Source organism: Bacillus sp. PK3-067 (assembly GCF_056738645.1).
In genome coordinates, this window is the sequence record NZ_CP096490.1 from 2,393,421 (window position 1) to 2,409,443 (window position 16,023).

Annotated in this window: 10 protein-coding genes; 9 read left to right on the top strand and 1 reads right to left on the bottom strand. The window is 34.9% G+C overall.

Annotated features, from left to right (window positions below):
• Positions 1 to 211 precede the first annotated feature (211 nt).
• Positions 212 to 2,239, bottom strand: coding sequence for a serine hydrolase domain-containing protein (locus M1D73_RS12340; protein WP_121868767.1), 2,028 nt, complete (start codon positions 2,237 to 2,239; stop codon positions 212 to 214).
• A gap of 552 nt (positions 2,240 to 2,791) precedes the next feature.
• Between M1D73_RS12340 and M1D73_RS12345 the strand changes: the two genes are divergently transcribed.
• From M1D73_RS12345 to M1D73_RS12385, 9 genes are all read left to right on the top strand, one after another.
• Positions 2,792 to 3,952 (top strand): serine hydrolase domain-containing protein, encoded by a 1,161-nt coding sequence (locus tag M1D73_RS12345; RefSeq protein WP_481158025.1) that lies wholly within the window; start codon positions 2,792 to 2,794, stop codon positions 3,950 to 3,952.
• Positions 3,953 to 4,618: 666 nt separating this feature from the next.
• On the top strand, positions 4,619 to 5,776 hold the full coding sequence (locus M1D73_RS12350; protein ID WP_121868766.1) for a serine hydrolase domain-containing protein: 1,158 nt from the start codon (positions 4,619 to 4,621) through the stop codon (positions 5,774 to 5,776).
• Between the two features lie 141 nt (positions 5,777 to 5,917).
• On the top strand, positions 5,918 to 7,249 hold the full coding sequence (locus tag M1D73_RS12355; RefSeq protein ID WP_242260049.1) for an erythromycin esterase family protein: 1,332 nt from the start codon (positions 5,918 to 5,920) through the stop codon (positions 7,247 to 7,249).
• Positions 7,250 to 7,949: 700 nt separating this feature from the next.
• Complete coding sequence (locus tag M1D73_RS12360) at positions 7,950 to 8,540, top strand: sensor domain-containing protein (protein WP_086389143.1); 591 nt, start codon at positions 7,950 to 7,952, stop codon at positions 8,538 to 8,540.
• A gap of 4 nt (positions 8,541 to 8,544) precedes the next feature.
• Positions 8,545 to 10,335: a helix-turn-helix transcriptional regulator gene (locus M1D73_RS12365; protein ID WP_088363247.1), complete on the top strand. Its 1,791-nt coding sequence runs from the start codon at positions 8,545 to 8,547 to the stop codon at positions 10,333 to 10,335.
• A 641-nt stretch (positions 10,336 to 10,976) separates the two neighbouring features.
• Positions 10,977 to 12,014, top strand: a complete 1,038-nt coding sequence (locus M1D73_RS12370) for a serine hydrolase domain-containing protein (protein WP_059303783.1) — start codon at positions 10,977 to 10,979, stop codon at positions 12,012 to 12,014.
• A gap of 249 nt (positions 12,015 to 12,263) precedes the next feature.
• Positions 12,264 to 14,231: a penicillin-binding transpeptidase domain-containing protein gene (locus M1D73_RS12375; protein ID WP_121868527.1), complete on the top strand. Its 1,968-nt coding sequence runs from the start codon at positions 12,264 to 12,266 to the stop codon at positions 14,229 to 14,231.
• 437 nt (positions 14,232 to 14,668) lie between these two features.
• Positions 14,669 to 15,202 carry an RNA polymerase sigma factor gene (locus M1D73_RS12380; RefSeq protein WP_000438330.1) on the top strand — a complete coding sequence of 178 codons (534 nt, stop codon included), beginning with the start codon at positions 14,669 to 14,671 and terminating at the stop codon, positions 15,200 to 15,202.
• Positions 15,192 to 16,019, top strand: a complete 828-nt coding sequence (locus M1D73_RS12385) for an SH3 domain-containing protein (protein WP_001060762.1) — start codon at positions 15,192 to 15,194, stop codon at positions 16,017 to 16,019. Before M1D73_RS12380 ends, M1D73_RS12385 begins: the two co-directional genes overlap by 11 nt.
• Positions 16,020 to 16,023 lie beyond the last annotated feature (4 nt).

Consider the following 16,023-nt stretch of genomic DNA (forward strand, 5'->3'; position numbering starts at 1 on the left):
CGCCTATTAAATTAAAGGAAGGAACCTATTAAATTTCCTAATAGGCTCCTTTTTTTAAGGCGAAAATTTCAAATATAGAGTTATACTTCAAATCGTTTGCGTTTTCATACAAATTTTATAAAGTTAAAAATTTCTTGTTTTATTTTAGCTTTATATTGATAAGATACTAGCATCCAATTTTTTTATGATTCAATCCAGGATAAAATATCTACTACCGTTTGATAGGCAGTGCATAATGACCAAAAGATAAATCCAGCAAGGCACTTGATTCTTGACGCAGTAACAGATCTTTCGGACGGAACATAAAGGACCCATCAGCATTGATGGAAGTATCAGGGTCTAGAATTCCTTGGGAGGCAAGTGCCTGAATCGATTGGACTGCCCAGTCGTCTGCGGCATCAAGTAATTTAACTTTAATAGCTTTATCAGGTTGAATCGGTTTCAAGTCTTGAATTTGCTTAACGTTTTGAATCATGGTTGCTGCGACCTGTCGGGTAATCGGAGTAGCACGAATATACTCTGGAATTCCATTCATCATTTTTTCCCTTGCCTCCTTGGATTCGTCTGGAAAACCATTCCATCCGTGAGCAAGTAACAGCGTATCCGCAAATTCTCCTTGTGTCATGGTGTCCATCGGATTAAATAGATTATCTGTTTTAGCACCCATAATGTTTAGAGCATGAAGGTTATCAATGTGACTTCTATATTTACTCTTTGCTGGCACGTCATCAAACGGTGATTTGTTGTTAATTTTCTGAGCATCTGCTACAAAATCAAGGCTTTTAGGAGAGGTGTAGTGAAAATATGTGATTTCTCCTGCTGAATTCTTTTTGAAAGCGACTTTATTGCCTTCTGAATCCTCAAATAACAATGGATGAATCATTTTGAGAACTTGTTTTCCCGTTGTTCCACCCTCCATGATCAAATTCCCATTTTCATAAGTAAAATGAGTGCGAATGGCAGCGAAACGCGTATTCTGGAATAAACCCAAGTATTTATGAGCCTCTTTTTCCTCTAACGGGAGATAACTTGTTTTTACTTCATTCTTCTTAGCGGGGAAATAGTGATCCATGAGAGCTTCATATATGTCTATACTCATCATTGAATCATTATTGTAAGACATGAAGAATGCTGTTTTTTGTTCAGGCACTAAAATCAGCAGTGATTGATGCCCAGGCATACTTCCACCTTTCATTACAACATGTTGACCGTTAGCAAATTTATTAAAAGGCGTTTCAAATCCAATTGTCGCAACAGGGACTGTCTTATCATCAAAAACTTGATAGGCATGCATCATATCTATGCCTTTTTTACTTACAATTTCTTTGTCTTTAAACGTTCCTTTCTGTAGTTGCATAATCATGTATTTTGACATGTCTTCCGCAGTAGATAAAATGCCTCCTTGTGGTGTATCCCTTAAACCGCTCCCACTTGTTGGAATCGGATCACCTGTGGGACCATAATGTGTAGCCATTCTTTTGAGAAGGTCAGGCGTAAAACTCATACTCGTAGATTCCATATCTAATGGTTTGAAAATATTTTTTTCCATATATTTCGAGAAAGGGGTGTTAGTAGCATTTTCTACTGCAAACCCTGCGAGCGCAAATGAGACGTTGTCATACGTATAAGCTTCCCCTGGTGGCCGTATCACCGTTGGCATATGCTTAGAGAAAAATTCTTTCATGGGTATACTATTATGAATGTATTCGGGTCCAGTTATATTTGTGAGATCCGGAAAATCTACCCCGCTAGTATAAGTAAGCATATCAAACAGGGTGAGAGGTTTCCCTGTTTGATTAGGAATTTGTAATCCACCAAGGTATTTTTGTACATCTTGATCTAGTTTAAGCTTTCCTTTATCGACTTGCTGCATCACAGCCAAAGCAGTAAAGGTTTTTGAGACTGAAGCGATTTGAAAGACCGTGTCCTTAGTGACAGGGATTTTCTTTTCTTTATTGGCATATCCATATCCTTTATTGACAACGACCTTTCCATCATGAACGACGACAAAACTAGAACCGTTCACATTATACTTCTTCATTTTTTCTTCAAATAACGGGTCTGCAAAAGATTCTATTTCTTTTTTATTATTAGGTCCTTCCATCATTTGAATATTAGTTGAGGATGCTAATGGTTTTGATTTTTCAGCTTCTAATAATTGTTGGGAACACGCAGAAATCATTGTTGAAGAAGAAAGAAGAACTGCAACGATCCCCAGTTTGTTAATTGCTTGTTTCATTTTTGTAAGCTCCTTTAATTGATTTTTTTGTTAGCGAAACGAGTTAGCACCCGTTAGCGTATGAACAGAGTGTAGCAAGAGGCCAGTCATAGTAGGTAGTGAGTTTTTGTCATATTTATAAAGGAGAACAAAATTGAGTGGATAAGGCTGTATTAATAGTTATGTCATAAAAGTCATGACATTTTGACACTACCGTGTGTGACAGAAAAACATTTAGAATCAAGGAGCAGTTTTTAACGCATTAACAATAAATGGGGAGGGGAGATCTACATTGTGTATGTTAAAAAATATAATGAGGCGTGAAAGGGGAAATAGGCATGATTTATTTATGAAAAACAAACCAGTAATAAGAGTGGTTCTTCTAGGGTTAACATACATGCGGAAAAAGAGGGATTTATCGTTTGTTAGAATACAATTGCATTTATGAAAAAATAATTAGCAAGATAATTACAAATGTAATATTGAACTTTTAATAGAGGTGATAGCTGTGTGCTTAGTATGAAACAACTAATAACCATCTACACAATATGAATAGAGGAGAGGGAGAATCTTATGAAAACAAGTAGGCAAATTACGAGTGCAAGTCTGACCCTTTTAATGGCTGGAAGTTCTTTGTTATATACAACACCAAGCTCAATTGTAAAAGCAGAGCCCAATCAAAATGTATCTAATTCGTTACAAACAAATACTCAAAGAGATCGTACTTCCGTCAAGAAAGCAATGCGGGATACACTACAACTTGGATACCCAGGGATACTCGCCAAAATTTCAAAGGATAGAAAAACGTGGAGTTATGCTGCTGGGGTAGCGGATCTGAGAACCAAAAAAACAATGAAAGCAGATTATCGCTTTCGTATTGGCAGTGTTACGAAGACATTCATTGCAACAGTGCTACTTCAATTGGCTGGAGAGAACCGCTTGAATTTAGATGACTCCATCGAAAAATGGTTGCCTGGCGTCATTCAAGGAAACGGATATGATGGTAACCAGATTACGATTCGGCAGTTATTGAATCATATAAGTGGGATTGCTGAATACTTAAAGTCAAAAGACTATGATATTATGGATACAAAAAAATTGTATACGGCTGAAGAATTAGTAAAGATGGGAATTTCTCTTCCACCAGACTTTGCTCCAGGTAAGGGCTGGTCTTATTCAAACACAGGATACGTAATACTAGGTATGCTTATTGAAAAAGTAACTGGAAACAGCTATGCGGAAGAGGTTGAAAATCGGATTGTTGAACCGCTCGAATTGTCGAATACATTCCTACCTGGTAATTCAACTGTTATTCCAGGTACCAATCATGCCCGTGGATATTTCCAACTAGACGAAGCAAGTGAGCCAAAAGACGTTACATATTCTTACCCAGGTAACTCGGATGGAGATATGATTTCTACTGCTGACGACTTGAACAAATTTTTCTCTTACTTACTTAGTGGCAAATTACTGAAGAAACAGCAACTAAAACAAATGCTTACTACAGTTCCTACAGGAATAGTAGGAATGGATGGTTATGGTCTTGGAATCTATGAAAATAAACTTCCAAACGGTGTCTCGATTTGGGGACACACAGGTGGATCTCCAGGTTTTTCTACCCTTGCTGGAGGCACAATTGGAGGCAAGCATACATTAGCCGTCAATTTGAACAGCATTAAAGTTAATAGTCCTGATCCTTTTAAAAATATTTTACTTGCTGAATTTAGCAAGTAGACAAAAAGGAAAAATAGATAAATTTTGTCATAGTTTTTATAGTTGAAAATATCCTTTTCTGGTTCAAAAAACACCTTAATTTTAAAGTTTTTTAAAATTAAGGCAGTAAATGCTGTTAAGCTAATAAAACAAAATCCTCTGTAACATGAAAAACGTTATTCTTTCTCTAGAATCATAGGAAAGGATAACGTTTTTTTACATTTGGGGTAAAGCAGGTTCCTAATTTGATGGACATATGGCAGTACCCTATGCCTATCAAGTTAATAGAACTGAGTTTTCTTAAAATAAAAACCACCGAATTATAGAAGTGGTTTTGAGCGTAAGGAATTTGTAAGAAAGGAGTAAGAAAAAAGAGATTTTCATTGTGTATGATCAAAATGTAGAGAAGAACGAGAGGGGAAATAGATACTATATATTTATATAAAAACAAATTCATTAACAAAACTCTATGGAAGAAAAGAAGAAATTACAGAGGTTAACATACATCTGAAAAAGAGGGATTAATCATTTATTAGGTCAGAAAGTTGTTTGTAGAAATAATTGGTGCATAGATGATTGCAAATTCAGTGTTGACTTTTATCATTGGGAGAGTTGATAGCTGTGTGGTTAGCATATGACATAGCTATCAACCATCAATACAATTTAAATAGAGGAGAGGAATGCTTTATGAAAACAAGCAGTAAAATTACATGTGCAAGTCTAGCACTTTTAATAGCTGGAAGTTCCCTGTTATACATAACACCAACATCAATTGTAAAAGCAGAACCTACGCAAAGTGTATCTAGTTCGCTACAAACAAGCACTCAAAGAGAACGTAATTCCGTCAAAGAGGCAATGCGGGATACATTGCAACTTGGATATCCTGGAATACTTGCTAAAACTTCTGAGGGTGGAAAAACATGGAGTTATGCCGCTGGGTTAGCGGACCTGAGCACCAAGAAACCAATGAAAACAGATTTTCGCTTTCGCATTGGTAGTGTAACGAAGACGTTCATTGCAACAGTTCTACTTCAATTATCTGGAGAGAACCGTTTGAATCTAGACGACTCCATTGAAAAATGGTTGCCTGGTGTTATTCAAGGAAACGGATATGATGGTAACCAGATTACGATCCGGCAAATATTGAATCATACAAGTGGTATTGCTGACTATACAAATTCAAAAGACTTTGATATTACGGATACAAAAAAATCGTATACGGCTGAAGAATTCGTCAAAATGGGGATTTCACTTCCCCCAGACTTTGCCCCAGGAAAGGGTTGGTCTTATTCAAATACAGGATACGTATTACTGGGGATTCTTATTGAAAAAGTAACTGGCAACAGTTATGCCGAAGAGGTTGAAAATCGGATTATTGAACCGCTTGATTTGTCAAATACATTCCTACCTGGCAATTCAAGCGTGATTCCAGGCACCAAGCATGCCCGTGGCTATTTCCAACTAGACGGAGCAAGTGAGCTAAAAGACGTTACTTATATTAACCCAGGTAGCTCGGATGGAGATATCATTTCTACTGCTGATGACTTAAACAAATTCTTCTCTTACTTACTAGGTGGCAAATTACTGAAGGAACAGCAATTAAAACAAATGCTTACTTCAGTTCCTACAAATAGAGAGGGAACCGGATATGGTCTTGGAATCTATGAAACTAAGCTTCCGAACGGTGACTCGGTATGGGGACACAGGGGGGGCGTTCCAGGGTTTACCACTTTTGCTGGTGGCACACTTGGAGGTAAGCATACATTGGCCGTCAATTTGAACAGTTTTAAAGCTGATAGTCCTGATCCATTTAAAAGTATTTTACTTGCTGAATTTAGCAAGTAGGTAAAAAGGAAAACCAGATAAAAAGTGAGTTTTAGGAATTAGAATAAATGTATCTTAACAGTAATAGGGGGGTTAATAGTTTAAACTGGGATCCTTAGAGCATGTCAAAAAACTAATAAGTAAGTATTTCAGGAGGGTTTTATGAAAAAGAAAATGATTATTGCAATTGTTGTTTCTGCTATAACAATGACTCATTTTGTAGGAAATACTTATGCAGATTCGAAAACAGAGGTTTCTGTTACAGCTCCCTACAATACAAATCAAATAGCGAAATGGTTAGAAGCACATGCAAAGCCTTTAAAAACAACTAATCCAACTGCATCTCTTAATGATTTGAAACCACTCAAGGATATGGTAGGTTCAGCTTCAATTGTAGGTTTAGGTGAAGCTACGCATGGGGCTCATGAAGTTTTTACGATGAAACACCGTATTGTTAATTATTTAGTATCTGAAAAGGGCTTTACCAATCTAGTTTTAGAAGAGGGATGGGATAGGGCCTTGGAACTTGATCGATATGTTCTTACTGGTAAGGGAAACCCAAGCCAACATCTATCACCTACATTTAAGACGAAAGAAATGCTAGCTTTACTTGATTGGATTCGGCAATATAATGCTAATCCAAAACATAAATCGAAAGTACGTATCATCGGGATGGACATTCAATCAGTAAACGAGAATGTTTATAATAATATAATAGAATATATTAAAGCGAACAATTCAAAACTGTTGCCTAGAGTAGAAGAGAAGATAAAAGGTCTTATTCCTGTAACAAAGGATATGAATACTTTTGAAAGCCTTACGAAAGAAGAAAAAGAAAAGTATGTTTTAGATGCTAAACAAATTAGTGCTTTATTAGAGGAAAATAAAAGCTATTTAAATGGAAAATCTAAAGAGTTTGCATGGATAAAGCAAAATGCTCGTATTATTGAACAGTTTACTACAATGTTAGCGACACCTCCTGATAAACCATCGGATTTTTATTTGAAACATGATATTGCAATGTATGAAAATGCGAAGTGGACTGAAGAACATTTAGGAAAAACGATTGTATGGGGACATAATGGACACGTTTCGAAAACAAATATGCTGCCTTTTATATATCCTAAAGTAGCTGGGCAGCATTTAGCAGAATATTATGGAAAACGGTACGTATCTATTGGAACGTCAGTTTATGAAGGGCAATATAATGTCAAGAATAGCGATGGTGAATTTGGCCCCTATGGAACATTAAAATCGGATGATTCAAGCAGTTATAACTACATCTTTGGACAAGTTAAAAAAGATCAATTTTTTATTGATTTACGTAAGGCAAACGGCGTGACAAAAACTTGGTTAAACGAACAACATCCAATTTTCGCTGGAATAACTACCGAAGGGCCTGATATACCAAAAACTGTTGATATATCATTAGGTAAAGCGTTTGATATACTTGTTCAAATTCAAAAAGTGAGTCCATCTCAACTACATCAATAAATTTGTAATAATGTGGCTCAACGAAGTGTAGTATTGATGATAGTGTTAAGTGTCAATAGTGTAGTTTAGAAATGTCAGTTAGGTTATTTTATTAAAGGATTATTAGATGAAATAAATGTTTTCAAATTAGAGACGATGTGGGATAGAAGCACATTAACATTAAGTTAACAAAATAAAATTCTCCCTAATTAGATAAAATGAGGAACTAAGGAATTTATCCCACATTAACGGACAATAAGAGCTCAACCTCAAAATGCAGCGAAAACAAAGAAGTTAGGCTAGGTGGGTTGCCCGTAAAAAACTGATTGGTGAGGGCTGATTAAAGTTTACTTTATACGTGTGATGAACTAAATTAAGAAATTGATTAGGGTACGTCGTTTCTTTTAGGAATCCTTATTATAAGGATTCCTTTTTTGTACCAAAAAATTTGCAAAGAAAAAAGATAAGATTGGGAACACAATCTTATCTTTAACATAAAGAATTAGCGTATGAACAGAGTATAACAAGCGGCGAGTCATAGTCGATAGTAAACTTCTGTCATGTTTATAAAGAACAACAAAAATTGAGTAAATAAGGCTGTATTGATGGTTATGTCATACAAACCGTGACATTTTGACACTAACGTATGTGACAGAAAAATACTTAGGATTAAAAAAGTAGTTTTTAACACATTAGCAATGAATGAGGAGGAGAGATTTTAATGATAAAAGCATCAGCTCAAAAAACTTTGCAAGATTTTTATTTCTTGTTATTTACCTTTGTATCCGGTTTTTTTTACTTTTGTTTCTATCTGGTCAGCATTACATTTGCATTAGTAATGACGATTATTTTTTGGGGTATTCCCTTATTAGCGTGGGTACTACAAACAACTCACACGTTTGTTCAGTATGAACGCATTCAAACGAAGGTTTATACAGATATATCGATAGATTTATTCGAACCAAGAAAAAAAGAGGAAGGAGATAAATGGATTAAAGCGATAGATACAATCCTCAATAATAGCAACTGGAGGGCTATTTTTTGGCTCATGCAGAAAATTTTTGTTGGAATAATGAGTCTTATATGTGCTGTTTTACTGTATGTAATACCACTAGGATGTATCGTTACCCCCTTACTTTTTCAATATTTTAATATATACTTATTGGGCATTGCAGTGAATTCATGGGAGACAGCAATTTTTGTCATGATTGCTGGTTTCATTCTCATCTGGATACATAATCTTATTGGAAACAGCTTAGTTCGAACTATTGGAATGTACACGCGTTTCATGTTTAAAGCTATAAAGGAGTGATAATTTGTTTAAGACTTTAAAACTATGGTTTTGGTATGATTGGGCCTTACTTTGTATGCGCTTTATTGTTTGGCTATCATTGATATCAACGACTATCCAACAACAAGATCATTTGACAGTACCACTTTGGATCATAATCCTTTGGGAAGTCGTTTCATTTTCAGTACCTTGGATTTGTTTAATGTTCAGCTATCGCTATTATTTATTTACTGAAATAATATTATTTGGCGGAGTTTGTTTCTATTTAACTTTATTATTTCCGTTAGCGTATCTTGCTTTTTTAATGCCAACTTTTATGATTGCGGCAAATAGCGTTCATAAATCTTACCGCTGGTCGGGTCCTATTACAATTATTTTGTTCCCGTTGCTCATTGCGATATTTTCCAAAGTAACAGATTTATGGGTAATCATCCTACAACTCAGTTTAGCTTTTGCTATGGGCTCTTTCTTTCGTTTACTGGCTATTAATTACCGTCAAAGTGAAATTATTCGGAACCAGAAACATGTATTGGAACAGTACGTATCCCAAGTTGAGCGGATTACATTACTGGAGGAACGTGATAGGCTCTCAAAAGACTTACACGATACGATGGGACATTCCTATACTTCAATTATTATGGGGATGGAAACATTGCGTATGGAATTAAAGTCTAAAGAAGGAGAGCAGCAGCTAGATTCATTATTACAATTGGCCCGTAACAGTATGGAAGAAGTAAGACTGTATTTACACCAATTAGATTTATCACAAGAGTCGCTTCCCTTAGCTACCACACTACAACAATTGACAGAGGAATTTAAGAAACATGCAAAAGTAAATGTACGTACTCGAATAATAGGGGAAGAGTATATAGTCTCCAAACAATCAAAAATGACACTATATCGGAGCTTGCAGGAATCACTAACAAATGCTGTTCGACATGGGCATTCCACAGAAATCATTGTGTCACTTCATTTTGAACCACAACAGATAAGATTGGATGTACAGGATAATGGCTGTGGGGTAGAAGAGTGGAAGGATGGCTTTGGATTAACTGCAATGAAAGAGCGTGTAAGTCAGTCACAAGGAAGAGTCATTGTTTATTCCAAAAAAGGGGAAGGGACATTAATTTCATGTGTTTTACCGAAACAAGTACAATTGGCTAACGAACAAATTCGTCTGTGTATTGTCGATGATCATTCTTTTATTCGAGAAAGTCTTCATACAATTTTGGGTGGACTGGAGGATTTACAAGTAGTGGGAATGGCTGAAGATGGAGAACGGGCTTTGGAATTGTGCGAGAGATTAAAACCAGATGTAGTATTAATGGATTTAGAGATGCCAAATCTGGATGGGATTCATGCAACTAAAATGATTAAGAAAAAATGGCCGGACATTCGTGTACTCATTCTGTCAACCTTCCAGAATACAGAAAGGGCCAAAGAAATCATACGAAATGGTGCGGATGGATATGTACTGAAATCCATAGATTCGCGTGAACTAGCTGAATCAATTCGTCTAGTCTATCGAGGAGGCACGATGATTACTCATGACTTGTTCCATAGGATGTGGGAAGAAAATGAAGAAACAGGATTATTTGAATCACGATCAGCTGGAATAGAGTATGGATTGACGAAACGAGAATTAGAGATTTTGAAACTATTATCACAAGGAAGCCGTTATAAAACAATAGCTTCGACACTTTACTTGTCAAACGGAACAGTAAGAAATTACGCCTCCAATCTCTATGAGAAGCTAGGAGTTAAAAATCGAGAAGAAGCAGTACAAAAGGCAAAAGATATAGGATTACTTTCATGACTCTCCCACTTGAACTAGTTAGCTGAAGTTAATGGGGAACTTACAGATGATGCAGGACATCACTACCCAATCCCACATTTGAAACTACAATGAAAAATAAAGATTTGGAACGCCTCTGCTTTTTTGTGAAAAAAGTTGTTTAAAAAGGTTATTTGAATTCTCATATCGAAAAAGTAAAACACTATAGACGAAGACTATAAAATTTGTAGACTATAACTAAATTTGAAACAAGGTTTAAGGTAGATGAATGTCTTATTGAAACCTATCTTTACAAAGGACTGGTAAATAGTTTTCATATTTGTTAGTACATCGGTTCTAAATCTAAAAATAAAATAGGTATTTGGGTCAATAACATCTTTGATTTAAATGTTATTGACCCAATTTAGAAAATATCTATTAAGTTGCCATGAGTAATTTTAGAATTGAAAGAGGGAATTTCGTAAATTCGGGGATAATAGTACTCACTAAATTAAAGCTCTCTATAAAGAGAAGAATTTAGAAACTAAAGAAATCAGTGTGAAGGTGCTTGATTGTAGTCAAATATAAAATATGTTGTTTTGAGTTGAAGTAAGATGTGTAATTGAAAAAGATAACAGGATAATATATTTCTAATTATTTAAAGGGAAAGGGATGTGATTGAGGTGAATAATACATATAATGAAAAGACGCATACATTGATTAAACAATTATTAAAAAAGTTTTCACCAAAAGTTCCTGGCTTTGTATATATGGCCAGTTTTGATAGCGGAGTAACGTATAAAGGTGCAGTTGGCTTAGCTTCTATAGAGGAAAATCTACCGATAACCACAAAGAGCGTTTTTAATATCGCCTCAGTTTCTAAACAATTTACAGCGTTTTCTATATTACTCTTAGAACAAGAGGGAAGATTGAGTTTAGATGATTCAATTGTAAAGTTTGTCCCTTCTATAGGAACATATGCTGAACCAGTAACATTGAGGCATCTAATTCATCATACTGGCGGACTAGTTGATTATATGGAATTGGCTCAAGCAGAAAATATTAAATTTACTGATATATTAACTGTGGAACAATCGCTAAAACACCTTAATGGTCATCAAATTGCAAGGTTCCCTGTTGGCACAAAATTTGAGTATAGCAATACAGGATATTTTTTATTGTCATTGGTGGTAGAGAAGGTAAGCGGGAAGTCTTTACGTCAGTTTGCAAAAGAACGTATTTTTGATTCTTTAAATATGAAAGACACAACAATTGTAGATTGCTACCCAACTACTATATCAATTGCTAGGGGGTATTCAAAGAATGAACAAGGAGCATATATGGTCTATGAAAGCCCTTGGGAACATACAGGTGATGGGGCAGTTCATGCAACAGTCGAAGACCTGGTAAAGTGGGGAGAAAATTTAACTACAGGTACCGTTGGCGGAAAAGAACTTGTTAAAAGAATGAGCGAAATAGGTCCGGAAATTTCTCCAACTGGGGAAACGATTATTGACAATGAAGATTATGCTTTTGGGCTAAGGCTTGCAGAAGGTTTTAACTGTCGATACTTGGAACATTCAGGTAGCTGGGCAGGTTATCGTTCATACTTCATGCGGTTTCCAAAAGAATATTTGACTGTTGTAGTACTAAGTAACTATGATGGATTTGACTCTAAAAAATATGCTAATGAAATAGCAGGAATTATTTTAGAAAAGTAAAAAATAGGGTGTAGAAGAGTATCTGGATTTGGTTAACCACACGTTGTTTTAGGGTGTAATTGATTTTGGGAACGGAAGGCAGGCATATATTTATGCCTGCCTTTTTTGTATTAAAATGAACATAGATATTAATTTTTTTGTAAATATGGAACAATGTCATTACTTACACTGTCTATTAAGCGTTAAAACATTTTTTATTAAATAAATTACGAAAGGAATCATCATTTTTAACTAAGGGAGAAGATTGAATTGAAAAAATTATGGATGCTGCTTTTCGTTTGTTTCGCAGTTTTGTTGGTAGGATGTAATAAAAACGAACCACCAAAACAAGCATTTGAAGAATATATCAATTTATGGAATGATAGAAAATTTGCAAATATGTATGATCATTTATCAGACCATGCCAAAAAATCGATTTCTAAAAAAGAATTCACAGAAAAATATCAAAAAATCTATGAGGGGATTGGAGCTAATAATTTAAAAGTTAAAATGAAAGGAGAGAATACGAAAGATAAAGAGCTTTTTCTTTTTGAAGTTAAGATGGATACGGATGTAGGACCAGTTTCATTCATCCATGAAGCAAAACTTGTGAAAGATAAAGAGTCTTGGGAAATAGATTGGACACCAGACTTCATCTTCCCAGGTATGAAAAAAGATTACAAAGTACGTATGCAAATAGAGCAAGGAAAACGCGGAGAAATATATGATCGAAATGGAAAAGGGCTTGCAACGAATGGTAAAGCGACTGAGGTTGGAATTATTCCAGAGAAACTAGGCGAAACAGCAGCGCAAACGAAAGAAATAGTAGCACAATTACTTGATATGTCTATAGAAGAGGTCGAACAAAAGCTCACAGCGAAATGGATAAAACCAGACTCCTTTGTACCAATTGGCATTTTAAAAGAGGGAACCAGACAGAATGATTATATTGAATTAGAAGGAGTTTCATCTCACCCAGTAAATATTCGTACGTATCCATTAGGTGAAGCAGCGGCACACTTAACTGGATATATAGGAAAGGTGAATGCGGAGGAGTTAAAATCACTTCAAAAACAAGGTTATCAAGCAGATGATTTAGTAGGTAAGACTGGTTTAGAGAAAGTGTTAGAAAATAAATTGCGTGGTGAAAAGGGTGGACGCGTATTTATAGAAGATGAGAAGGGGAAAGAGATTAAAAACGTAGCAAAAAAAGAAGCAAAAGAAGGAGAAAATGTTACGTTAACAATTGATGCTGCAATTCAAGAAAAAATCTTTAATGAGATGAAAACTGAAGCAGGGTCTAGTGCAGCGGTCAATCCTAAAACAGGTGAAACAATCGCACTTGTAAGTAGCCCTGCTTATAATCCAAATATAATAGTTAGAGGAGCATCGAAAGCCCAACGAGAAGCATGGAGTAACGACTCGAAACTACCAATGACGAATCGCTTTACACAAGCATTTGTACCAGGTTCCGTATTTAAAACGATCACAGGTGCAATTGGTTTGGAAACAAACACAATAAATCCGAAGGAAGAATTTAAAATTCAAGGATTGAAGTGGACAAAAGATTCATCTTGGGGAAATTACTATGTAACGCGTGTAAAGGATGCAAGTCCAATTGATTTTGATAAGGCAATGAAGTACTCTGATAATATTTATTTTGCTCAACAAGCTTTGAAAATAGGAAAAGATCAGTATGTAAATGAACTGAAGAAATACGGTTTTCATGAAAAATTACCAATCGAATACGAATTTCCTATTTCAATCATTGCAAGAGATGGGATAAGAAACGATATCCAACTAGCAGACACAGGCTATGGACAAGGACAAGTATTAATGACACCACTTCATTTAGCATTAACATATGCACCGATTGTGAATGAAGGGAATATTCCGCCGCCACATCTTTTAAAAGAAGCAAAAGTAGCGGGGAATTGGAAAGAAAATGTGGTTTCTAAAAAGAATCAAGAAATATTAAAGAGTGCATTAATCAAAGTCATTAATGACCCTGATGGTGCAGGGAGAATTGCAAAGGTTGATGGTGTAACGCTTGCTGGTAAAACTGGTACAGCAGAACTGAAAGAGTCGAAAGAAGCAGAAGGAAAAGAACTGGGATGGTTCGCAGCTTTCGATGCAAATGCGCCAGACATGATTGTTACCATGATGATTGAAGATGTAAAAGGAAGAGGAGGAAGTAATGTTCCAGGTGAAAAAGTAAAACATGTATTTCAGAAATAACACTTAATTATAAGGTGAATTTTTTCACTACATTTATTATATGTTTACTTAACTCAAAGGTATAAATTGGGGGGAATATAGAGCAATTAAATTTCAAAAAAGCATTCTTTCTAATCGAGAATGCTTTTTTGCTGCGACTCTAGAAAGTTAATACCTTATCTTAATTTTCATTTCTGAAAAGTTGGCATTGCTAATGGTAAATAGAAGAGTATAGCAAGTTGAAATGGACAAGTGGAGTGTTACGTTAAATTCAAAAAACAGATTTTCATGAGTAGAATTTTATCATTGTATGCTTTACTTGTTTTTTAGTAGTATTATTCTGCTTGAAAAAAGATAAACAATGGAACAAATGAAACTTGTATCTTGTCTATATATTGAAACCATAATAAAAGTGAGGGCAGTTTTTATGTTTATTCAAATAAGTTTGAGGTGTGGAAATGGAACAGACGTTTATTGAAAAGTGTAATCATGATGAGCTGGACTATGTTATAAAAGACTATTGGCAAGATGTATGGAATTATTCATTTATTATTACGAAAGATCCACACTTATCAGATGATATCACGCAAGATGTATTTATAAAGGTGTTTAAAAATTGGAATTCATTTCGAAAGGAGTCATCTATTAAAACGTGGATTTTAAAAATCACAAGAAATACGGCAATAAACTATTTGAAATCCTCCTATTTTAAAAGGATATCTTTAATAGGATTTTTTAGTGACGATAAGCAATCCCTGTCAGCAGAACAAGAATTTTTTAACCAAGAAGAGATGAATGAGGTGTGGAAGGTTGTATTAAAACTACCTAAAAAGCACCGTGAAATAATTATATTGGACGCAAAATATGAATTATCATATGAAGAAATGGCTGAAACATTAGGAGTATCCATTGGAACTGTAAAATCGAGATTAAGTAGAGCGAGAAGTAAGGTTTCAAAATTAATAGGGGAGGGTAGTAGTGATGAACAATAAACAAAATCCTGACTGGTATAGAAAAATAAAAAAAGGCCCAATGGAGAATCGTAAAGATGAAGAAGAATTTATTTCTAAAATAAAGCAGTCTATATACGAAAATAATGAAGTGGATTTTGTAAAACATAAAAGACCATTTCGTAAAAAAGCATTACCTATTGTAGTTGTTTTAGTTTGTACAATGTTATTTTTCATTGTTCAACAACCTTGGCTTGATGATAATAAATCACCAGTACAAAGTAGTACTCAAATTAAGCCTAAAACAAAAGATGAGTCTGCTCAAGATCCATCATTAAAACAATTTATGAATGAACTATATCAAAGTACGAACTCAAAAAATGAAAATGACCTGTACAAAGCGTTAAATGATGAAGTTCTATTTAAAGGGAAGAGTTATAAGAAGGATGAACTGAAGTTTGATGAAGATATTTTTCATGAGTTGCAAGTCGCCCTTACAATGGGGGGAGAGTTTGGAAATGATACAAAGCAAGTATATAAAGTACCAAGTGGATTGACGGAAAGTAACCAACCAAAGCAAGCACATTTTATATATGCAACTGTTACTGGAAATAAAACAAAAATTTTAGCAGAACCAAAGCGAGAATCACAAGTTTTATATGAAGTATCTAATGAAATGGTAAAAGCTTGGATTCCAGAAAAAGTGCAGAATGATGGATATATAAAAATATCGACAATTAACGGTAATACTGGATATGTACAGAAAGAGTACATTTTAACTGATATTAAATATTCATTTATGTTCGAAAAGAATAATGAAGGTATATGGAAAATAATAAATATAGATTCTATATGGTAAAAGA

Bases quoted from the DNA above. Each gene is read 5' to 3' on its own strand.
- M1D73_RS12340 (WP_121868767.1), bottom strand. From the start codon at position 2,239: ATGAAACAAGCAATTAACAAACTGGGGATCGTTGCAGTTCTTCTTTCT.
- M1D73_RS12345 (WP_481158025.1), top strand. From the start codon at position 2,792: ATGAAAACAAGTAGGCAAATTACGAGTGCAAGTCTGACCCTTTTAATG.
- M1D73_RS12350 (WP_121868766.1), top strand. From the start codon at position 4,619: ATGAAAACAAGCAGTAAAATTACATGTGCAAGTCTAGCACTTTTAATA.
- M1D73_RS12355 (WP_242260049.1), top strand. From the start codon at position 5,918: ATGAAAAAGAAAATGATTATTGCAATTGTTGTTTCTGCTATAACAATG.
- M1D73_RS12360 (WP_086389143.1), top strand. From the start codon at position 7,950: ATGATAAAAGCATCAGCTCAAAAAACTTTGCAAGATTTTTATTTCTTG.
- M1D73_RS12380 (WP_000438330.1), top strand. From the start codon at position 14,669: ATGGAACAGACGTTTATTGAAAAGTGTAATCATGATGAGCTGGACTAT.
- M1D73_RS12385 (WP_001060762.1), top strand. From the start codon at position 15,192: ATGAACAATAAACAAAATCCTGACTGGTATAGAAAAATAAAAAAAGGC.